This window comes from Escherichia marmotae (assembly GCF_002900365.1).
Classification (GTDB): Bacteria; Pseudomonadota; Gammaproteobacteria; order Enterobacterales; family Enterobacteriaceae; genus Escherichia; species Escherichia marmotae.
This window is the reverse complement of the sequence record NZ_CP025979.1, coordinates 3491709-3513948: the sequence shown is the minus strand read 5'-3', so window position 1 is coordinate 3513948 and position 22240 is coordinate 3491709. Positions and strand designations below refer to the sequence as shown.

The 22240-nt window shown below is 51.8% G+C and carries 16 protein-coding genes; 6 read left to right on the top strand and 10 right to left on the bottom strand.

The window, feature by feature from the left end:
* Positions 1–16 precede the first annotated feature (16 nt).
* Positions 17–1183 carry a M20 aminoacylase family protein gene (locus C1192_RS18065; protein ID WP_016249363.1) on the bottom strand — a complete coding sequence of 389 codons (1167 nt, stop codon included), beginning with the start codon at positions 1181–1183 and terminating at the stop codon, positions 17–19.
* A gap of 329 nt (positions 1184–1512) precedes the next feature.
* On the opposite strand from C1192_RS18065, the gene sthA reads away from it, so the two are divergent.
* Complete coding sequence (gene sthA / locus C1192_RS18060) at positions 1513–2913, top strand: Si-specific NAD(P)(+) transhydrogenase (RefSeq protein ID WP_000019889.1); 1401 nt, start codon at positions 1513–1515, stop codon at positions 2911–2913.
* Here sthA and oxyR read toward each other — a convergent pair.
* The 6 genes from oxyR to argC form a co-directional block, all read right to left on the bottom strand.
* Entirely contained in the window at positions 2896–3813 is a 918-nt protein-coding gene (gene oxyR / locus C1192_RS18055; RefSeq protein ID WP_001025929.1) for a DNA-binding transcriptional regulator OxyR, read from the bottom strand. The two genes, sthA and oxyR, sit on opposite strands and share 18 nt — an antisense overlap.
* Before the next feature lie 249 nt (positions 3814–4062).
* Complete coding sequence (locus C1192_RS18050) at positions 4063–5346, bottom strand: MFS transporter (RefSeq protein WP_000382161.1); 1284 nt, start codon at positions 5344–5346, stop codon at positions 4063–4065.
* An 83-nt stretch (positions 5347–5429) separates the two neighbouring features.
* Positions 5430–6644 carry a D-mannonate dehydratase ManD gene (manD, locus tag C1192_RS18045; protein WP_038354769.1) on the bottom strand — a complete coding sequence of 405 codons (1215 nt, stop codon included), beginning with the start codon at positions 6642–6644 and terminating at the stop codon, positions 5430–5432.
* Positions 6645–7145: 501 nt separating this feature from the next.
* On the bottom strand, positions 7146–8519 hold the full coding sequence (gene argH / locus C1192_RS18040) for an argininosuccinate lyase (RefSeq protein ID WP_001240113.1): 1374 nt from the start codon (positions 8517–8519) through the stop codon (positions 7146–7148).
* 59 nt (positions 8520–8578) lie between these two features.
* Positions 8579–9355, bottom strand: coding sequence for an acetylglutamate kinase (gene argB, locus C1192_RS18035; protein ID WP_001362445.1), 777 nt, complete (start codon positions 9353–9355; stop codon positions 8579–8581).
* A 7-nt stretch (positions 9356–9362) separates the two neighbouring features.
* Positions 9363–10367 carry an N-acetyl-gamma-glutamyl-phosphate reductase gene (argC, locus tag C1192_RS18030; RefSeq protein ID WP_038354768.1) on the bottom strand — a complete coding sequence of 335 codons (1005 nt, stop codon included), beginning with the start codon at positions 10365–10367 and terminating at the stop codon, positions 9363–9365.
* Between the two features lie 153 nt (positions 10368–10520).
* Between argC and argE the strand changes: the two genes are divergently transcribed.
* The 5 genes from argE (at position 10521) to C1192_RS18005 (ending at position 18762) form a co-directional block, all read left to right on the top strand.
* A complete protein-coding gene (gene argE / locus C1192_RS18025; protein WP_038354767.1) occupies positions 10521–11672 on the top strand; it encodes an acetylornithine deacetylase in 1152 nt (383 codons plus the stop codon).
* Positions 11660–12913 carry a hypothetical protein gene (locus C1192_RS18020; RefSeq protein ID WP_158650418.1) on the top strand — a complete coding sequence of 418 codons (1254 nt, stop codon included), beginning with the start codon at positions 11660–11662 and terminating at the stop codon, positions 12911–12913. Before argE ends, C1192_RS18020 begins: the two co-directional genes overlap by 13 nt.
* Before the next feature lie 217 nt (positions 12914–13130).
* Positions 13131–15782: a phosphoenolpyruvate carboxylase gene (gene ppc, locus C1192_RS18015; protein ID WP_001005558.1), complete on the top strand. Its 2652-nt coding sequence runs from the start codon at positions 13131–13133 to the stop codon at positions 15780–15782.
* A 180-nt stretch (positions 15783–15962) separates the two neighbouring features.
* A complete protein-coding gene (locus tag C1192_RS18010; protein WP_038354988.1) occupies positions 15963–17696 on the top strand; it encodes a phosphoethanolamine transferase CptA in 1734 nt (577 codons plus the stop codon).
* Positions 17697–17910: 214 nt separating this feature from the next.
* Positions 17911–18762: an AraC family transcriptional regulator gene (locus C1192_RS18005; RefSeq protein WP_000274587.1), complete on the top strand. Its 852-nt coding sequence runs from the start codon at positions 17911–17913 to the stop codon at positions 18760–18762.
* Here the strand turns inward: C1192_RS18005 and C1192_RS18000 are convergent.
* Genes C1192_RS18000 through C1192_RS17990 form a run of 3 tightly spaced genes read right to left on the bottom strand, consistent with a single transcriptional unit; the run spans position 18749 to position 22233 of the window.
* Positions 18749–19090, bottom strand: a complete 342-nt coding sequence (locus C1192_RS18000; protein WP_000323857.1) for a PTS fructose-like transporter subunit IIB — start codon at positions 19088–19090, stop codon at positions 18749–18751. The two genes, C1192_RS18005 and C1192_RS18000, sit on opposite strands and share 14 nt — an antisense overlap.
* A 1-nt stretch (position 19091) precedes the next feature.
* Positions 19092–19970, bottom strand: a complete 879-nt coding sequence (locus tag C1192_RS17995) for a [formate-C-acetyltransferase]-activating enzyme (RefSeq protein ID WP_038354989.1) — start codon at positions 19968–19970, stop codon at positions 19092–19094.
* On the bottom strand, positions 19936–22233 hold the full coding sequence (locus C1192_RS17990) for a formate C-acetyltransferase (protein ID WP_038354990.1): 2298 nt from the start codon (positions 22231–22233) through the stop codon (positions 19936–19938). Before C1192_RS17990 ends, C1192_RS17995 begins: the two co-directional genes overlap by 35 nt.
* Positions 22234–22240 lie beyond the last annotated feature (7 nt).

Below are 22240 nucleotides of genomic sequence, written 5' to 3'. Positions count from 1 at the left end.
TTGTGTGTTGTTTTATTTATTGCAGCCAGGCTTCCACCAGTGCGCCCCAGTAGCTGCTTGCCGGAACCAGACTTGCATCGTTGAAGTCGTAACCTGGGTTATGCACCATGCATGCCCCTTCCCCGACATCGCCATTACCGAACAGCAAAAAAGCACCTTTCGGCTGGGCTTCCAGCATGAAAGAGAAATCTTCACTGCCCATCAGAGGCTTGATGCCAAACCCGGCCCGATCTTCACCAAACGTTTTACACGCCACCTGCCAGGCAAAGCGCGCCATCTCTTCATCGTTGACCAACACCGGAGTACCGTTAACATGCGTCACATCAGCCGTAGCACCAAAGCTGATAGCCTGGGCTTGTGCCAGAGCGGGAATACGGGCCAACAGAAGTTGCCGGGTTTCACGGCTAAGAGAGCGGACGCTAATTTTCATCTCAGCACTATCAGGAATGACGTTAGCGGCCTCACCCGCAACAATACTGCCGACGGTAATGACTGCTGCCTCCAGCGGATCGACATTGCGCGACACAATGCTTTGTAATGCGGTGGTGATATGTGCGGCAACCAGCACCGGATCAATCGCTTTGTGAGGGATCGCACCGTGTCCGCCACAACCACGAACCGTAATATGGAATTGATCCATTGACGCCATCAGCGCTCCGGGCTGGAAATAAAACTTACCCACTGGCAGACCGGGCATGTTATGCATGCCGAAAATGACATCGCAGGGGAAACGGTCAAAAAGCCCTTCTTTAACCATGATCTCGCCGCCGTTAATCATTTCTTCCGCTGGCTGGAAGATAAGGCGCAACGTGCCGTTAAAGCGGCGGGTTTCAGCAAGATAGCGCGCGGCACCCAGCAATATTGTGGTATGTCCGTCATGCCCGCAGGCATGCATTAAACCGGGATGTTTACTGGCCCAGGACTTGCCGCTATTTTCATAAATTGGCAGCGCATCCATATCGGCACGCAAGCCAATACTTTTCTCTCCGTCACCGACTTTTAAGGTAGCGACCACGCCCGTCGTCGCCAGCCCTTGTTCAACTTCATAACCCCACAGGCGTAGCTTTTCCGCCACCAGCGCACTGGTTTTAAACTCCTTTAACCCCAGCTCCGGATTTTCATGGATCTGATGGCGGATCTCGCGCAGTTCTTCCTCAAACCCACGAATAGAGTGTTCGATCATCGGCTATTCCTTTATTCACTGATAAACAGGCTAATTAACGGATTGCATTGATGGTATAAATACAAATAACCAATCAATATAAAATGTTTATCTATTTGTTTTATAAAATGATTTCACGGAGACAATAACAAAAAGGCACTTTTCAGCAAGATAAAACTATCTGCCATAAGAAAAAGCGTTTAATTGCGAATTAATGAGACAGGGAAGGAGCAGACAAAGCAAAGGCCGCTCACGATATAACCAGATAAATGACGGGGATCAATTGGCTTACCCGCGATAAAATGTTACCATTCTGTTGCTTTTATGTATAAGAACAGGTAAGCCCTACCATGTCACATTCCTACGATTACGATGCCATAGTAATAGGTTCCGGCCCCGGCGGCGAAGGCGCTGCAATGGGTCTGGTTAAACAAGGTGCGCGCGTCGCCGTTATCGAGCGTTATCAAAATGTTGGCGGCGGTTGCACCCACTGGGGCACCATTCCGTCGAAAGCCCTCCGTCACGCTGTCAGCCGCATTATAGAATTTAATCAAAACCCTCTTTATAGCGATCATTCACGGCTGCTCCGCTCTTCTTTTGCCGATATCCTCAACCATGCCGATAATGTGATTAATCAACAAACGCGCATGCGTCAGGGATTTTACGAACGTAATCACTGCGAAATATTGCAGGGAAACGCTCGCTTTGTTGACGAGCACACGTTGGCGCTGGATTGCCCTGACGGCACGGTAGAAACGCTGACCGCAGAAAAATATGTCATTGCCTGCGGTTCTCGCCCTTATCATCCGGCAGACGTCGATTTTACCCATCCGCGCATTTACGACAGCGACTCGATTCTTAGCATGCATCACGAACCGCGCCATGTACTTATCTACGGTGCCGGGGTGATCGGCTGCGAATATGCGTCGATCTTCCGTGGAATGGATGTGAAAGTCGATCTGATCAACACCCGTGATCGCCTGCTGGCATTTCTGGATCAGGAGATGTCAGATTCTCTCTCCTATCACTTCTGGAACAGTGGCGTGGTGATCCGTCACAACGAAGAGTACGAGAAGATCGAAGGCTGTGACGACGGCGTGATCATGCACCTGAAGTCAGGCAAAAAGCTGAAAGCAGACTGCCTGCTCTATGCCAACGGTCGCACCGGTAATACCGATTCACTGGCGTTACAGAACATTGGACTGGAAACTGACAGCCGCGGTCAGCTAAAGGTCAACAGCATGTACCAGACCGCGCAGCCGCACGTTTACGCGGTGGGCGACGTGATTGGTTATCCAAGCCTGGCGTCGGCGGCCTACGACCAGGGACGCATTGCCGCACAGGCGCTGGTGAAAGGCGAAGCCACCGCGCATCTGATTGAAGATATCCCTACCGGCATCTACACCATTCCGGAAATCAGCTCGGTCGGTAAAACGGAACAGCAACTGACCGCGATGAAAGTGCCGTATGAAGTGGGCCGCGCCCAGTTTAAACATCTGGCTCGTGCGCAAATTGTCGGGATGAACGTGGGCACGTTGAAAATTTTGTTCCATCGGGAAACAAAAGAGATTCTGGGAATTCACTGCTTTGGTGAGCGCGCTGCCGAAATTATTCATATCGGTCAGGCGATTATGGAACAGAAAGGTGGCGGCAACACGATTGAGTACTTCGTCAACACCACCTTTAACTACCCGACTATGGCGGAAGCCTATCGGGTCGCGGCGCTAAACGGCTTAAATCGCCTGTTTTAACGTTTTACCGAAATGGCCATCCATTCTTGCACGGATGGCCTCTGCCAGTTGCTCATAGCGACTGCGCAGCGGCGAACCCGGACGGTAAACCAGGCCAACAGTGCGGCGTGGTTCCGGCTTAATGCACGGCAGATAAACAACGCCATCACGTTTACGCTCCGGCGGCACGGCCAGCGCAGGCAGTAAAGTGATACCGCTACCAGCCGCCACCATGTTACGCAGCGTCTCCAGACTGGTCGCGCGGAAGTGTGTATCTTCATCCGCCCCCGCTTCAAAGCAGAAGCCCATTGCCTGATCGCGCAGACAGTGACCATCTTCCAGCATCAGCAGTTTTTCCCCGGCCAGATCGGCCATCGGTACACATTCACGATCAGCCCACGGGTGATCTTCATAGATTGCCAACAGCATTGGCTCATCAAACAACGGCACTTCAATGAATGCTTCGCTCTCCTTCACCAGTGCGAGGATCACACAGTCGAGTTTGCCGCTGTCCAGTTGCGCCAGTAATTGATGGGTCTGGGCTTCATGCAGATACATTTCCAGCTTCGGAAAAGCCTGGTGCAGCATCGGGATAATATGCGGTAGCAGGTAAGGCCCGACCGTTGGAATCAAACCAATGTGCAGCGGCCCGGACATGGTCTCGCCCTGCTGGCTTGCCATCTCTTTAAGGACTTTCACCTCACGCAGCACGGTACGCGCCTGATCCACCAGCAGCATTCCCGCCTGGGTGAATAACACTTTACGGCTGGTCCGCTCCAGCAACATCACGCCCAGCTCATCTTCCAGCTTACGAATTTGCCCACTCAGGGTTGGCTGGCTGACGTGGCAGGAATCTGCCGCACGGCGAAAATGGCGGTGTTCGGCCAATGCCACCAGGTACTCAAGATCACGAATATTCATTATCCATCCTCCATCGCCACGATAGTTCATGGCGATAGGTAGCATAGCAACGAACGATTATCCCTATCAAGCATTCTGACTGATAATTGCTCACAGAAACGGAGCGGCACCTCTTTAACCCTTGAAGTCACTGCCCGTTTCGAGAGTTTCTCAACTCGAATAACTAAAGCCAACGTGAACTTTTGCGGATCTCCAGGATCCGCTTTTTTTTATTTCGCCCGGCTCCCACAAGAGAGCCAGACCCAATATTTATTCAATGCGATCTTTGACGATAAAGAAGTAACACAGCGCGCCGATGAAGGTCACGCAGGCCGCAATAACCAGCGCCAGATTAAACGAGTGCGTAGTATCCACTACCCAGCCGGTCACGATCGGGGCAAAGGAAGCAAAGACAAAACTGCCAAAGTTTTGAATACCAGCGATGGAAGCCACTTTTGTTTCTGACACCATCACCTGCACCAGTCCCCATGCCGATGTTCCCGCGAAATGCACGCAGAACAGCGCCATTGAGATAAACGCCACCGCCTGCGCAGGCGAGGAAGATTGCACCACCAGCAACGTCCCTAATGCCGACATCATCAAACCGCAAACAATGGCCGTTTTACGCGTCTTCGCCAGGTCGTAGCCTTTTTTCGCCAGTCTATCGACAACAATACCGTTGATCCACATCCCGACTGCCGCCGCAAGGAAAGGAATCGCCGCCACCCAGCCGGTTTTTGCCAGACTGAAACCTTGCGCAGCCTGCAAATAACCGGGTAACCACGCAATGTAGAGCCAACCGGTATAGTTGACACCAGCGAAACCTAAAATCATCCCCCAGGTTGTCCGATGTTTAAACAGCGCCAGCCACTCGCTAAATTGCAATTGTGGACGCGGCTTAACCGGTGCAGAGAGATACGCTCGTTCTTCATCGGTCAGGACAAACTGCGCCCGGTTGCGATACCATGCGTACCAGCAAATCCCAACCAGAATCCCCGCCAGGCCGATGATGACAAACATCGTCCTCCAGCCCCACGCCAGTTGCATCAATACAAGAACAGGGGGCGCGATGGCCTGACCGATAACGGTAGATGAGTTAAGGATCCCCAGCGCCGTGCCGCGTTCTTTTTGCGCATACCAGTCGGTGATAGATTTCACCCCCGCAGGCATAAACGGCGCTTCACCAATACCCAGTCCAATACGCATAATAATAAAGTGGCTAAAGGAATTAACCATTCCTGTTAATGCCTGCATTAATGACCAGAATATTAATCCTGCGCCTAACACAATTCGTGGACCAAAACGATCTAACAAAATACCGGAAGGCAGTTGTGAAAAACCATAAGACAGAGAAAATGCAGAAAGTAAAACGCCAAACTCTGTGGCTGATAATCCTAACTCGCCACGAATCGCCTCGCCTGCCACGCTCAATGATGAGCGATCGAGAAAATTAACGATTCCCGCCATAAATAATAAAACCAGCGCCACCGTCTGAATACGGCGAATCCGTTGCGGTTTATTACCCGCAACACTACCTGGCAAATCAACATCCATTTTTATACTCCTTGAGAAAATTGAATAGATTTGATTACTCAATAAATAAATTAAGCGACAGATATACGGTTTCGCTTAAATCACTACCAATTCCACAATGTACCGTCTTCCAGACGCGCAACGGGGAGATACGCCGGATCATACGGATATTTCGCCGCCAGCTTCTCATCAAAGGAGATACCCAGCCCTGGTTCATCGCCTGGGTGCATATAACCCGCGTCGAAGCGCCAGCTATGCGGGAAGACCTCAAGCATTTGTTCGGAATAACCCATGTACTCCTGAACACCGAAGTTAGGCACCCAGAGATCAAAATGCAGCGCTGCCGCATGGCAAATGGGCGATAAATCAGAAGGGCCATGCGAACCGGTACGCACCTGATAAAGCGATGCAAAATCGGCAATCCGTCGCATCCCGGTAATTCCACCAGCATGGGTAATCGTCGTGCGGATATAGTCAATTAACTGCTCTTCGATTAACTGCTTACAATCCCAGATACTATTAAAGACTTCTCCGACCGCAATTGGTGTCACGGTATGCTGGCGAATCAAACGGAAACATTCCTGATTCTCGGCAGGTGTCGGGTCTTCCATCCAGAACAGGCGGTAATCTTCAATGCTCTTACCAAAGCGCGCCGCTTCAATAGGGGTAAGGCGATGGTGCATGTCATGCAACAGATGTTCATTAAAACCGAACTTGTTGCGCACGGCCTCAAAGAGCTTCGGCGTAAAATCGAGATACTTTTCTGAAGACAACAATTGTTCTTCCGGCCACTGGCCTTTGGTTGCCGGTTCGTAAGCCAGCCCTTTTCCCTTCGCCAGGCCATAGGTAGTTTGCATACCCGGCACGCCGCACTGCACCCGAATCGCCTTAAAGCCCATTTGCTGGTGTTTTGCATAGTCTTCAAGGACTTCATCAATTGTACGCCCGGTGGTGTGGCAATAGACCATCACGCCCTCGCGAGAAGCGCCACCCAGCAGTTGATACAGCGGCATATTGGCTGCTTTAGCTTTGATATCCCATAACGCCATATCAATGGCAGAGATTGCCGACATCGTGACGGGGCCACGCCGCCAGTAAGCACCTTTATAAAAGAATTGCCAGATATCTTCGATACGGCTGGCATCGCGACCTATTAATTGTGGACAAAGATGATCTTTCAGATAGGAAGCGACCGACAATTCACGACCATTTAATGTGGCATCTCCCAGCCCACAAAGTCCGCTTTCAGTGGTTATTTTAAGCGTAACGAAATTACGCCCGGGGCAAGTGACAAAAACATCCGCAGCAATAATTTTCATTATTGCACTCTCCTGTGTTTTAAATAGACGTTTTAAACTTAATTTTATACCTACTACCATACAAGGAAGAAAAAGTGATTATTCAACCGTGATCACATTAAAAATAAAATTTTCCGCCGAGGAACAGAAATATCCTCAAATATTGTCTACAATATTAACCATCATCGTTAAAACAACACGTTAAATAATCACATAACAAATTCCATTAATCTTAAAAATGAACACAGCAATAGAAATTAATTATATTCAATTAATTAAAATATGTATTGTTTGATGTATTTGAAAATGATTTTTATAGGAAAAGTAAACGTAAAGAAGACGCAAGAATTAAAAGGAATGTGACGAAGAATGGCTGTGGCTGGACGTAAAACTCAGGGGCATCAGGATGATGATAAATTCCTGCCAGATGCGGCGTAAACGCCTTATCTGGCTTACAAAGCGCAACACTACGTAGGCATGATAAGGCAAACTCCCCGTTTTCAGGGGAGCGATATAAACAAGTTACACCAACCGCGCCTTTGCAAAAGCAATCGCCTGCGCCACCTGCTGCGGTGAGACGCCGCCTTTTGCCGCACGTTTGTCGAGGCACGATTGCAACGACAGAATCGGATACACATCTTCTCCAATCACCTTGCTGAATTTCTGCAACTCAGCCAGCGGCAGTTCTTCCAGTGGTTTGCCTTGACGAATGGCTTCCACCACCGCTTCACCCACAATATGGTGCGCCTCGCGGAACGGTACGCCTTTTGCCACCAGATAATCCGCCAGTTCAGTGGCGTTAGCGTAACCCTGCTGCGCCGCTTCCTGACAACGTGGGCGTTTCACCTGAATCCCATCCAGCACCAGCGCCGCCATATGCAGGCAATCCAGCCAGGTGTCGAGTGCGTCGAACAAGCCCTCTTTGTCTTCCTGCATGTCTTTGTTATAGGCCAGCGGCAACCCTTTCAGAGTCATCATCATGCCGGTTAATGCGCCCTGGACACGACCACATTTCCCACGAATCAGCTCCAGCGCATCCGGGTTTTTCTTCTGCGGCATTAAGGATGAACCGGAAGTCACGCGATCGGACAGCTCGACAAAACCCGCTTCGCCGGTGTTAAAGAAAATGAGATCTTCGGCAAAACGCGACAGATGCACCATGCCGATGGCGGCGGCAGAAAGCAGTTCCAGTACGTGATCACGGTCAGAAACGCTGTCCAGGCTGTTACGCGTTGCCGAGGCAAAACCCAGCCAGCCAGCCAGTTGTTCACGGTCAATGTCATAGGCCGTTCCCGCCAGCGCACCACAACCTAACGGGCTGACATCCAGACGCTTAAGCGCGTCCTGCAAACGGCTTTCATCACGCGCCAGCATCTCAACATAGGCCAGGCACCAGTGAGCGAACGTCACCGGTTGAGCGCGTTGCAGGTGGGTATAACCCGGCATCACTGCGTCCTGATTATTTTGCGCCGTTTCCACCAACGCCGATTGCAACTGGCGGTTAGCTGCCAGCAACTCGCTGACCATCTCTTTGCACCACAATTTCAGGTCAGTCGCTACCTGGTCATTACGGCTACGCCCGGTATGCAGTTTTTTGCCTAACTGACCCACTTTGTCGATCAGTTTACCTTCCACCCAGCTATGGATATCTTCGGCGTCGCTTTCGAGGATTTGTTGTGGCCTGGCGCGAACGTCTTCCAGCAGCACGTTCAGCGCCTCTTCTAGTTGCACCTGCTCTTCTGCGGTCAACACACCTACCGTTACCAGGGCTTTGGACCAGGCTACAGAGCCGACAATATCCTGCTCCGCCAGACGGTAATCAAAGCGCAATGAGTCATTAAATTGTTTGAACCGTTGATCTGCTGCCTGAGTAAAACGCCCGCCCCAAAGTGCCATAACTCTGTTTCCTTATTTTGAAATTCAATGCCGGAAGCTGTGCCTCCGGCCAACAAAAATTAAGCTAAAATCCGCGTCCCCATCGGCATACCGTTAAACAGTGCCGGAAGCTGTTCCGCATGACGCCAGGAGGCGATGTCCACCGGGCGGCCCAGCGTGCGTGCAGCGTCCAGCGCCGCATTCACTTTCACAATCATGCCGTCAGTAATAATGCCCTGCTCAATCAGTTGTTCTGCTTTCGCCGCGGTCATCTCAGCAATTCGTTGCCCTTTACCGTCGAGGATGCCACTGACATCAGAAAGCAAAATCAGATCCGCACCCAGCGTTGCCGCCAGTGCCGTCGCGGCCTGGTCAGCATTGACGTTCATCAGTTGCCCTTCGTCCGTCACACCAATAGAGCTGACCACCGGCAAATAACCGTTTTCCAGCAACGTGTTGATAAGCTTAGGCGAACCTGGCTGCGCCAGTCCAACATGGCCCAACTCTTCATCGAGCTGGGTCACTTTGACGCTGTCGCCATCACCGAGAAACAGCCCCACAGCAGCAATCTGATGTTTCTTCGCCCACGCCAGCAGGGTTTTATTTGCCGTTCCCGCCAGTGCGCCAGTGATAATGTCTATCTGATCCGCAGGCGTCACGCGCAGGCCGTTTTTCTTTTTCACCGGCAGATTCAACCCTTTCATCAACTCATCCACCACGCAGCCGCCGCCGTGAACAATCACCAACGGACGCTGATGAGACTCGCGATAATTCACCAGTGCGCTAAACAGCCGTTCCAGCGCCTCTTCACTATCCAGCAATACGCCGCCCAGTTTGATAATTAATGGATTCATCATTGCACCCTTAAATAAGAGACTGCGTTTCCGCATAGCCGAAACGAATATTGGCACACTGGATTGCCTGTGCCGCCGCACCTTTCAATAAGTTGTCTTCGGTCGCCACCACAATCAGATGCTCGCCCTGAACGGCAAAACCGATATCGCAGAACGGTAGCCCGACAACGTTTTTCAGCGCCGGAACGCCTTTGTCATACAACCGTACCAGCGGTTTATGCGCATATGCCTGTTGCAACACTTGTGCTACTTGCGCCTGGGTCACGCCCGGTTTCAGACGGCAGGTAATCGTTTCCAGAATGCCGCGCGGGAAATTGCCCAGATGCGGGGTGAAGATCACGTCAGCACCAAGGTGTGTAGCGATCTCCGGTTGATGGCGATGGGTAAAGACACCGTATGGTTGCAGGCTGACTTCACAAAAGCTGTTAGAAATCGCTGCCTTACGTCCTGCACCGCTTACACCGCTGGTGGCGTTGATGACCGGCCACTGATTGAGATCTAGAAGATCGGCATCAATCAACGGTTTAAGCGCCAACTGCGCTGCCGTCGGGTAACACCCCGGCACCGCAATCAAATTCGCTTCTTTTAATTTATTGCCGCACCACTCCGCCAGACCATAAGCGGCTTGCTCCAGCAGTTCCGGGTATTGATGGGTAAAGCCGTAATATTTTTCATAGAAGGCGGCGTCGTTAACGCGGAATACGCCGGAAAGGTCGAATACCACACAGCCTGCATCAAGAAACTGCGGTGCTAAATCGTGGCTAACTTCATGGGCAGTGGCGAGAAACACCACATCCACCCCTGGGCTAAACTCGCTGATATCCGACATCGGCTGCAGCGGCAGATCAACGATGCCTTTGAGCTGCGGATGCAAATCGGAGATTAACTTTCCCGCATCATTGCTTTGCGCTGAAACAGTCAAAGCGGTTATGTTCATATGCGGATGGCGATTTACATAGGTCACTAGCTCTGCGCCAGCGTAACCACTGGCACCCACAATCAGCGTATTCAACATCGGGGCTATTCACCTTCTTATGTCTGTTTGCCTGGCTAAACGTAAAACATTCACCTTACGGCTGGTGGGTTTTATTACGCTCAACGTTAGTGTATTTTTATTCACAATTAATGCATGAATATTGATACTATCATGACCAGAGGTATGTCAACAATGAAAAACAAATTACCGCCATTTATCGAGATCTACCTTGCTCTGATTGCCACACCTTCAATAAGCGCCACGGAAGAAGCGCTCGATCAAAGCAATGCAGATTTAATCACTCTGCTGGCGGGTTGGTTCAAAGATTTGGGCTTCAATGTGGAAGTGCAGCCCGTGCCGGGAACACGCAACAAATTTAATATGCTGGCAAGTTGCGGACACGGCGCTGGCGGCTTGTTGCTGGCGGGGCATACCGATACCGTGCCGTTTGATGACGGGCGCTGGACGCGCGATCCGTTTACGCTGACTGAGCATGACGGCAAGCTCTATGGTCTGGGCACCGCCGACATGAAAGGCTTCTTTGCGTTTATCCTTGATGCACTACGCGATGTCGACGTCACGAAGCTTGCAAAGCCGCTCTACATTCTGGCGACTGCCGATGAAGAAACCAGTATGGCCGGAGCGCGTTATTTTGCCGAAACCACCGCCCTGCGCCCGGATTACGCCATCATTGGCGAACCGACGTCACTGCAACCGGTACGCGCACATAAAGGCCATATTTCTAACGCCATTCGCATTATGGGTCAGTCGGGGCACTCCAGCGATCCGGCACGCGGGGTGAATGCCATCGAGCTGATGCATGACGCCATCGGCCATATTTTACAATTACGTGACGACCTTAAAGAACGCTATCACTATGAAGCGTTTACCGTACCGTATCCCACGCTCAACCTCGGGCATATTCACGGCGGTGACGCATCTAACCGAATTTGCGCCTGCTGTGAGTTGCATATGGATATTCGTCCGCTGCCTGGCATGACGCTCAATGAACTTAACGGCTTGCTCAACGACGCGCTGGCACCGGTAAGCGAACGCTGGCCGGGTCGTCTGACGGTCGAAGAGCTGCATCCGCCGATCCCTGGTTATGAGTGCCCGCCGAATCATCAACTGGTTGAAGTGGTTGAGAAATTGCTCGGCGCACAGACCGAAGTGGTGAACTACTGTACCGAAGCACCGTTTATTCAGACGCTATGCCCGACGCTGGTGTTAGGACCAGGTTCAATCAATCAAGCCCATCAGCCTGATGAATATCTGGAGACACGGTTTATTAAACCCACCCGCGAGTTGATCACCCAGGTGATTCACCATTTTTGCTGGCATTAAAACGTAGGTCGGACAAAGCGCTCGCACCGCATCCGGCACTGTTGCCAAACTCCAGCACCGCAGTAATGTCGGATGCGATGCTTGCGCATCTTATCCGACCTACAGTGACTCAAATGATGCCCAACCGTAGGCCGGATAAGGCGCTCGCGCCGCATCCGGCACTGCTGCCAAACTCCAGCGCCGCAGTAATGTCGGATGTGATGCTTGCGCATCTTATCCGACCTACAGTGACTCAAATGATGCCCAACCGTAGGCCGGACAAAGCATTCGCACCGCATCCGGCACTGTTGCCAAACTCCAGCGCCGCAATAATGTCGGATGCGATGCTTACGCATCTTATCCGACCTACAGTGAATCAAATGATGCCCAACCGTAGGCCGGATAAGGCGCTCGCGCCGCATCCGGCACTGTTGCCAAACTCCAGCGCCGCAATAATGTCGGATGCGATGCTTACGCATCTTATCCGACCTACAGTGAATCAAATGATGCCCAACCGTAGGCCGGACAAAGCGCTCGCGCCGCATCCGGCACTGCTGCCAAACTCCAGCGCCGCAATAATGTCGGATGCGATGCTTACGCATCTTATCCGACCTACAGTGAATCAAATGATGCCCAACCGTAGGCCGGACAAAGCGCTCGCGCCGCATCCGGCACTGCTGCCAAACTCCAGCGCCGCAATAATGTCGGATGCGATGCTTACGCATCTTATCCGACCTACAGTGAATCAAATGATGCCCAACCGTAGGCCGGATAAGGCGCTCGCGCCGCATCCGGCACTGTTGCCAAACTCCAGCGCCGCAATAATGTCGGATGCGATGCTTACGCATCTTATCCGACCTACAGTGAATCAAATGATGCCCAACCGTAGGCCGGATAAGGCGCTCGCGCCGCATCCGGCACTGCTGCCAAACTCCAGCGCCGCAATAATGTCGGATGCGATGCTTGCGCATCTTATCCGACCTACAGTGAATCAAATGATGCCCAACCGTAGGCCGGACAAAGCATTCGCACCGCATCCGGCACTGCTACCAAACTCCAGCACCGCAGTAATGTCGGATGTGATGCTTACGCATCTTATCCGATCTACAGTGAATCAAATGATGCCCAACCGTAGGCCGGATAAGGCGCTCGCGCCGCATCCGGCACTGCTGCCAAACTCCAGCGTCGCAATAATGTCGGATGCGATGCTTACGCATCTTATCCGACCTACGTATTTGGTGTTACGCGAGGCGAATTTTTAACATTCCCATAAGTTACGCTTATTTAAAACGTCGTGAATTTAATGGCGTAAATCCCTGCTATTTATTCGTTTGCTGAAGCGATTTCGCAGCATTTGACGTCACCGCGTTTACGTGGCTTTATAAAAGACGACGAAAAGCAAAGCCCGAGCATATTCGCGCCAATGCGACGTGAAGGATACAGGGCTATCAAACGATAAGATGGGGTGTCTGGGGTCATATGAACGAACAATATTCCGCGTTGCGCAGTAATGTCAGTATGCTCGGCAAAGTGCTGGGAGAAACCATCAAGGATGCGTTGGGAGAACACATTCTTGAACGCGTAGAAACTATCCGTAAGTTGTCCAAATCTTCACGCGCTGGCAATGATGCTAACCGCCAGGAGTTGCTCACCACCTTACAAAATTTGTCAAACGATGAGCTGCTACCCGTTGCGCGTGCGTTTAGCCAGTTCCTGAACCTGGCCAACACCGCCGAGCAATACCACAGCATTTCGCCAAAAGGTGAGGCTGCCAGCAATCCGGAAGTGATCGCCCGTACCCTGCGTAAACTAAAAAACCAGCCAGACCTTAGCGAAGAAACTATCAAAAAAGCGGTTGAATCGTTGTCGCTGGAACTGGTTCTTACCGCACACCCAACCGAAATCACCCGCCGCACACTGATCCACAAAATGGTGGAAGTGAACGCCTGCTTAAAACAGCTCGACAACAAAGATCTCGCTGACTACGAACATCACCAATTAATGCGCCGTCTGCGCCAGTTGATCGCTCAGTCGTGGCATACCGATGAAATCCGCAAACTACGCCCAAGCCCAATTGATGAAGCCAAATGGGGTTTTGCAGTAGTAGAAAACAGCCTGTGGCAGGGCGTGCCGAATTACCTGCGCGAACTGAATGAGCAACTGGAAGAAAACCTGGGCTACAAACTGCCGGTAGAATTTGTTCCGGTTCGTTTTACCTCGTGGATGGGCGGCGACCGCGATGGCAACCCAAACGTCACCGCCGACATCACCCGTCACGTACTTCTGCTCAGTCGCTGGAAAGCAACTGACCTGTTCCTGAAAGATATTCAGGTTCTGGTCTCCGAGTTGTCGATGGTTGAAGCAACACCTGAACTGCTGGCGCTGGTCGGTGAAGAAGGTGCTGCAGAGCCGTATCGCTATCTGATGAAAAACCTGCGTTCTCGCCTGATGGCGACCCAGGCGTGGCTGGAAGCGCGCCTGAAAGGTGAAGAACTGCCAAAACCGGAAGGCCTGCTGACACAGAACGAAGAATTATGGGAGCCGCTCTACGCTTGCTACCAGTCACTTCAGGCATGTGGCATGGGGATTATCGCCAACGGCGATCTGCTCGATACTCTACGCCGCGTGAAATGTTTCGGCGTACCGCTGGTGCGTATTGATATCCGCCAGGAGAGTACTCGTCATACCGAAGCATTGGGTGAACTGACCCGCTACCTCGGCATCGGAGACTACGAAAGCTGGTCAGAGGCCGACAAACAGGCGTTCCTGATCCGCGAACTGAACTCTAAACGTCCGTTGCTGCCCCGCAACTGGCAACCAAGCGCCGAAACGCGCGAAGTGCTCGATACGTGTCAGGTGATTGCCGAAGCGCCGCAAGGCTCCATTGCCGCCTACGTGATCTCGATGGCGAAAACACCGTCTGACGTACTGGCTGTCCACCTGCTACTGAAAGAAGCGGGAATTGGATTCGCGATGCCGGTCGCACCGCTGTTTGAAACCCTCGATGACCTGAACAACGCCAACGATGTTATGACCCAACTGCTGAATATCGACTGGTATCGCGGTCTGATTCAGGGCAAACAGATGGTAATGATTGGCTATTCCGACTCAGCAAAAGATGCGGGCGTGATGGCGGCATCCTGGGCGCAGTATCAGGCACAGGATGCGTTAATCAAAACCTGCGAAAAGGCGGGTATTGAACTGACGCTGTTCCACGGTCGCGGCGGTTCCATTGGCCGCGGTGGCGCACCAGCACATGCAGCACTGCTTTCGCAACCGCCGGGAAGCCTGAAAGGCGGCCTGCGTGTGACCGAACAGGGCGAGATGATCCGCTTTAAATACGGTCTACCGGAAATCACCGTTAGCAGCCTGTCGCTGTACACCGGGGCGATTCTGGAAGCCAACCTGCTGCCACCGCCAGAGCCGAAAGAGAGCTGGCGTCGGATTATGGATGAACTGTCGGTCATCTCTTGCGATGTCTATCGTGGCTACGTGCGTGAAAACAAAGATTTTGTTCCTTACTTCCGTTCCGCTACGCCAGAACAGGAACTGGGCAAACTGCCGTTGGGTTCACGTCCGGCGAAACGTCGCCCAACCGGCGGCGTCGAATCACTGCGCGCCATTCCGTGGATCTTCGCCTGGACGCAAAACCGCCTGATGCTTCCCGCCTGGCTGGGTGCGGGTACAGCGCTGCAAAAAGTGGTCGAAGATGGCAAACAGAACGAACTGGAAACCATGTGCCGCGACTGGCCGTTCTTCTCAACACGTCTGGGAATGCTGGAGATGGTGTTCGCAAAAGCGGATCTGTGGCTGGCGGAATACTATGACCAACGCCTGGTCGACAAAGAACTGTGGCCGTTAGGTAAAGAGTTACGCAATCTGCAAGAAGAAGACATCAAAGTGGTGCTGGCGATTGCCAACGATTCCCATCTGATGGCGGATCTGCCGTGGATTGCCGAGTCTATTCAGCTACGGAATATATACACCGACCCGCTGAACGTGTTGCAGGCAGAGCTACTGCACCGCTCCCGCCAGGCGGAAAAAGAAGGTCATGAACCGGATCCCCGCGTAGAACAAGCGTTAATGGTCACTATTGCCGGGATTGCGGCAGGTATGCGTAATACCGGCTAATCTCTCCCTCTATCAACCCTCGTGCAATAGTGCGAGGGTTTTCTGAAATACTTCTGTTCTAACTCCCTCGTTTTCAATATATTTCTGTCTGCATTTTATTCAAATTCTGGATATCCCTTCAGATATCCTTAAGGTTTTGCCGATACATTCGGCGCTATTTTTTCGAGACAGGTTCTTACTATGCATTCCACAGAAGTCCAGGCTAAACCCCTTTTTAGCTGGAAAGCCCTGGGTTGGGCACTGCTCTACTTTTGGTTTTTCTCTACCCTACTACAGGTCATTATTTACGTCAGCGGCTACAGCGGTACTAACGGCATGCGCGACTCGCTGTTGTTTAGTTCGCTGTGGTTGATCCCGGTATTCCTCTTTCCGAAGCGGATTAAAATTATCGCCGCGATAATCGGCGTGATGCTGTGGGCGGCCTCTCTGGCGGCGCTGTGTTACTACGTCATATACGGTCAGGAGTTCTCGCAGAGCGTTCTGTTTGTGATGTTTGAAACCAACACCAACGAAGCCAGCGAGTATTTAAGCCAGTATTTCAGCCTGAAGATTGTGCTTATCGCGCTGGCCTATACAGCAGTGGCAGTTCTGCTATGGACACGCCTGCGCCCGGTCTATATTCCGAAGCCGTGGCGTTATGTTGTCTCTTTTGCCCTGCTTTATGGTTTGATTCTGCACCCGATCGCCATGAACACGTTTATCAAAAACAAACCGTTTGAGAAAACGTTGGATAATCTGGCATCGCGCATGGAACCCGCCGCGCCGTGGCAATTCCTGACAGGTTATTATCAGTATCGCCAGCAACTTAACTCACTGACGAAACTACTGAATGAAAATAACGCATTACCGCCGCTGGCTAATTTCAAAGACGAATCGGGCAACGAACCGCGCACCTTAGTACTGGTGATTGGCGAATCAACCCAGCGTGGACGCATGAGCCTGTACGGTTATCCGCGTGAAACCACGCCTGAACTGGATGCGCTGCATAAAACCGACCCAAACCTGACCGTGTTCAATAATGTGGTCACATCGCGTCCGTACACCATTGAAATCCTGCAACAGGCGCTGACTTTCGCCAACGAAAAGAATCCGGATCTGTACCTGACGCAGCCGTCGCTGATGAACATGATGAAACAGGCGGGTTATAAAACGTTCTGGATCACCAACCAGCAAACGATGACCGCCCGCAACACCATGCTGACGGTATTTTCGCGCCAGACCGATAAACAGTACTACATGAACCAGCAACGCACACAGAGTGCGCGTGAATACGACACCAACGTGCTGAAGCCGTTCCAGGAAGTGCTGAAGGACCCCGCGCCGAAGAAACTGATCATCGTTCATCTGCTGGGTACGCACATCAAATACAAATATCGTTACCCGGAAGATCAGGGCAAGTTTGATGGCAATACCGATCACGTGCCGCCGGGATTAAGCGCAGAAGAGTTGGAATCGTATAACGATTACGACAACGCCAACTTGTACAACGATCACGTAGTTGCCAGCCTGATTAAAGACTTTAAAGCTGCTGATACGAATGGTTTCCTGGTTTACTTCTCTGACCACGGTGAAGAGGTTTATGACACACCACCGCATAAAACTCAGGGGCGTAATGAAGACAACCCGACGCGCCACATGTACACCATTCCGTTCCTGCTGTGGACGTCGGAAAAATGGCAGGCGACTCATCCGCGTGATTTCTCGCAGGATGTCGATCGTAAATACAGCCTGGCTGAACTGATCCACACCTGGTCGGATTTGGCGGGCTTATCTTACGACGGTTACGATCCAACCCGTTCGGTGGTGAACCCGCAATTCAAAGAAACCACCCGCTGGATTGGTAACCCGTATAAGAAAAATGCGCTGATCGATTACGACACTCTGCCGTATGGCGATCAGGTGGGTAATCAGTAATTATCTACCAGGTGCTATTTGCCGGATGCGACGCTTGACGCGTCTTATCCGGCCTACAGATCGCGGCGGTAGGCCGGATAAGGCGTTTACGCCGCATCCGGCAATACAACTGCCGCAATGTTTACATCTCACTCCCATCAGGCCACACTTTTCAGGTGGCCTTTTTTCATAATGCCAGTTACTGTTTTCCCGTCTACATACCTGAGGGAATAACATGTATCACGACGTCAACTATCTGCTCTCCCGCCTAATCAACGGCCCGCTGTTACTCCGCCAGGTTTACTTCGCGAGCAGCAACGGCCCGGCCCCCGATCTCGCGTATAAGGTCGATTTTCCACGGCTGGAAATTGTGCTGGAAGGCGAGTTTGTTGATACCGGTACAGGTGCAACGTTAGTTTCCGGCGATGTACTGTACGTTCCCGCTGGCGGGTGGAATTTCCCACAATGGGAAACACCCGCCACGACATTTAGCGTTCTGTTTGGCAAACAGCAACTCGGCTTCAGCGTCGTACAGTGGGATGGCAAACAATATCAAAATCTGGCAAAGCAACACGTCGCCCGACGTGGCCCACGTATTGGCTCGTTCCTGCTACAAACGCTCAATGAAATGCAAATGCAGCCGCAGGAGCAACAAACAGCCAGGCTTATTGTCACCAGTTTGCTTAGCCACTGCCGCGATTTGCTCGGCAGCCAAATTCAGACAGCCTCTCGCAGCCAGGCACTTTTCGAAGCCATTCGCGATTACATCGACGAACGTTATGCCACCGCGCTGACCCGCGAATCTGTCGCGCAGGCGTTCTACATTTCACCAAACTACCTATCGCACCTGTTTCAAAAAACGGGGGCTATTGGCTTTAACGAATACCTGAATCACACGCGACTGGAACATGCTAAGACGCTACTGAAAGGCTATGATCTGAAGGTAAAAGAAGTGGCTCACGCCTGCGGTTTTGTCGACAGCAACTACTTCTGCCGTCTGTTTCGTAAAAATACCGAACGCTCGCCGTCGGAATATCGTCGGCAGTACCACAGCCAACTGACAGAAAAACCAACTACTCCAGAATAAGGTGCGTTTGCTGCGGCGCAGAAAGCACCTTACGAACAGCACTCATCACCCGATGAGGTTCGCGTAGAAAAGCGTAGATACCGCATTGTACATAGCGACAATGTTCAAAACGCTCGGCACCAGAAAGCTCGATATCTGTAATCAACAACACAACATCCGCGCGACGGATATTCTCGTCCGATAAGCGGTTCTCCGTCCCCAGCGCCCCCTGAGTTTCAATGCTGACGCTCCACTTTTCCTGCTGACACAACTTTTCCAGCCGTTCTGCCGCCATATAGGTATGTGCCACACCGCTAACGCAGGCGGTAACTGCAACCAGATATGCCATCCTACCCCCCAACCGTAACCTGAAAACCAGCCTGTTTAGCCATTTCACGCATCAATGCCACATCGGCTGACGACGGTGCCGGTATATCTTTCATCGACCATTCGCGCCCCAACAGACGGTATTTCGGTTCACCGTACTGATGAAACGGCAACAGGTGGATCTGCCTGATATTCAAAGGAATCAACACATCCAGCGCCTGCTGCATATTCTCTCTGCTGAGCGTATAGCCGGGGATCAGCGGCAAACGAGGGATCACATTGATACCTTCACTCACCAGCAAACGCAGATTCTCCAGCATGCGCGGCAGATTCATTTTCACCACGTCCCGCGCTCTTGTCGGGTCCATAATTTTTAAATCGAACAACACTTCATCGCACAATTTCGCCAGCGGTAGCAACCTGCTTGCTGGCGCGTCTCCGGCAGTTTCGATGGCACATGACACGCCCCACAGCCGCAGTCGTTGCAAAAAACGGGTAGCAAACTCCGCTTGCACCAACACTTCACCGCCAGAAAGCGTGACACCACCGCCAGACGTGCGAAAGAAAATGTCATCCTTCATCACTTCCCGTTCCAGAGCGTCGAGGCTGATATCACGACCAATCCGCTCAAATGCGCCGGAAGGACATTCATCTGCATCACGTAAACATTTCGCGCAATGCAGACATTTCGCCTCTCTACGCACCGTCTGGATTTTGCCGGAGATCGACTCCGGATTAGCACACCACGGGCACAGATGTGGGCAGCCTTTAAAAAAGACCACCGTACGAATACCCTCACCGTCATTCAGCGAATAACGCTGAATGTTAAAAATACGCGCCACATCCTCGCGGCGCGTTTCCACAACGTTACAACTGATGCGCTGTACGGCGGATAATGTCATCCTGAATTTCCTTCGAGAGTTCGACAAAGAAGGCGCTGTATCCGGCAACGCGTACCACCAGCCCCGCATAGTCCTGCGGGCGCAATTGGGCTTCACGTAACGTGTCGGCATTCACTACGTTAAATTGAACGTGCTGCAACTTAAGCTGAGTAAATGCACGTAAGAAGTCAGCCAGTTTGCGTAATCCCGCTTCACCTTCCAGGGTAGCCGGAGTGAATTTCACATTCAGCAACGTACCGTTAGAAAGCAACGTGTTATCAAGTTTACTTACTGACTTCAGCACCGCCGTTGGCCCTTGTCCGTCCTGACCCAACATTGGTGACAAACCACCATCAGCCAGTTGTTCTCCGGCGAAGCGGCCGTCTGGCGTCGCGCCAACCACCGACCCCAACGGGACGTGAGCAGAAACGGTATACGACCCCGGCGTGAAGTAGCCGCCGCGCGGGTTCTGGTATTTTTCCACTTCTTTGCAGTAATGGCGCAGCAATTCGGCGCTAATGTTATCCACCTCGTCGATATCGTTGCCGTACTTCTCAAAGCGGTTAATTAAACGAGCACGGATTTTTTCGCCTTCTGGCGTTTCGAAGTTTGCTTTTAATACCGACAACAATTCGTCAAAACTTAAACGTTGTTGATCAAAAACCATCCCTTTCAACGCATGGAGTGAATCACTCAGGTTAGCGATACCAATCCCCTGCACGCCGGAAAAGTTATAACGCGCGCCGCCGTCGGTAATATCGCGGCCTTTTTCCAGACAATCGCTGATAAACGAAGAGAGCAGCGGCACTGGTGCCCAGTCACGATGGCCGATATCGCAAATATTGCTGCCTTCAACCATCAGAGTGATGTAGTGGCTGATCTTCGCGCGAATTTGTTCCAGCAAACCGTCATAACTCAATGCGGAATTACCTTCATTCTCATGCAGGCAGATTTCCATCACTTTCAGCAGGTTAAACATCGCGATATCGTGCAGACCGTAGGTTCTGCCCGGAATGGATAATTCCACGCAACCGACCACTGAATAGTCGCGCGCATCTTCCAGCGAAACACCACGGTTGAGGAACGCGGGCACCACCACTTCATCGTTGAAGATTTGCGGAATACCAGTACCAAGACGAATGGTTTCTGCGGTTTTCATCAGGAACGGCGTGTCAATCAAGGCGTTAGTGCGCACACCGAGATTTGGCTGCGGCAACTGTACGCTTTGATAGGCGTCGAGACAGAGAAACGAAAGCACATTCACCGCGCTACGTCCGTTTTCCGTTAAACCACCGAGCAGTGCGGTATAGCCGGTCGGGAAACCTGCGAAATAGCGCGCGCTGCTGGTGGAACGTAACAGCACAATGTCATTACATTTCACCCACAGGGACTCGAGCAGTTCTTTCAGGAACGCCGGATCTTCACCCTGGGTCAGCGAGGCCTGATAGAACGACAACATATACTGATCGAAGCGCCCTAACGACAGCGAACTGGCGTTAGATTCATATTGCAGAATGATGTTCATGTACCAGAACAACTGGCACGCCTGCCAGAACGTCTGCGGCTTATGTTCGGCGTTATGACGGGAGATCTCCGCAATAGTCAGCAATTCTTCCCGACGTTGGGCATTAACGCAGCTTGCTGCCATCGTTTCTGCCAGTTCGGCGTAACGCAAAATATGTTTCTGCGAGGCTTCCAGCAATAACAGCGCAGCCTGATAAAAGTGATTATCCGGCTGTTGCTGGCAATGTTGCTGCATCTGCGCCACCAGCTCACCCAGCCCGTGATTCAGCAGGCGTGGGTAATCAATAATGATGTGCCCCTGGCCTTTATCCGTCTGGTTGATGCTGAAAATCTGCGTACTGGTCGCCGCTTTAACTTCGTCCGTCATCTGCCCATTGATGAAATCTTTCATCGAGCGTTTTTCCCAGTACGGGAACAACTCTTCGCGATAGATACGTTTATCTTCTTCACTAATGGCGAAGCGATCCTGCGGGCGTGTCGGGAATTGATCCAGCTCTTTCAGCAACCAGTAAGGATCCATTTCCGGCGACATAATCCCGGCGCGCGGTTTTACGGTGCGGTTACCGGCAATCAGTTCTTCATCACGAATCGAAATTTCAACATGTTCAAGGATATACGCTGTCGCTTTCGCCCGGCGCAATATCACCGGTTCGCCTTCGGTTTGCCGATGGCTGGCGGTATAAAGCAGCGCCCGCTCCAACGAGATTTCACGGGTATTGGCAAACAGTGCAGTTTTAAGGCGAGAGATACGATTCGTCATGAGGAAC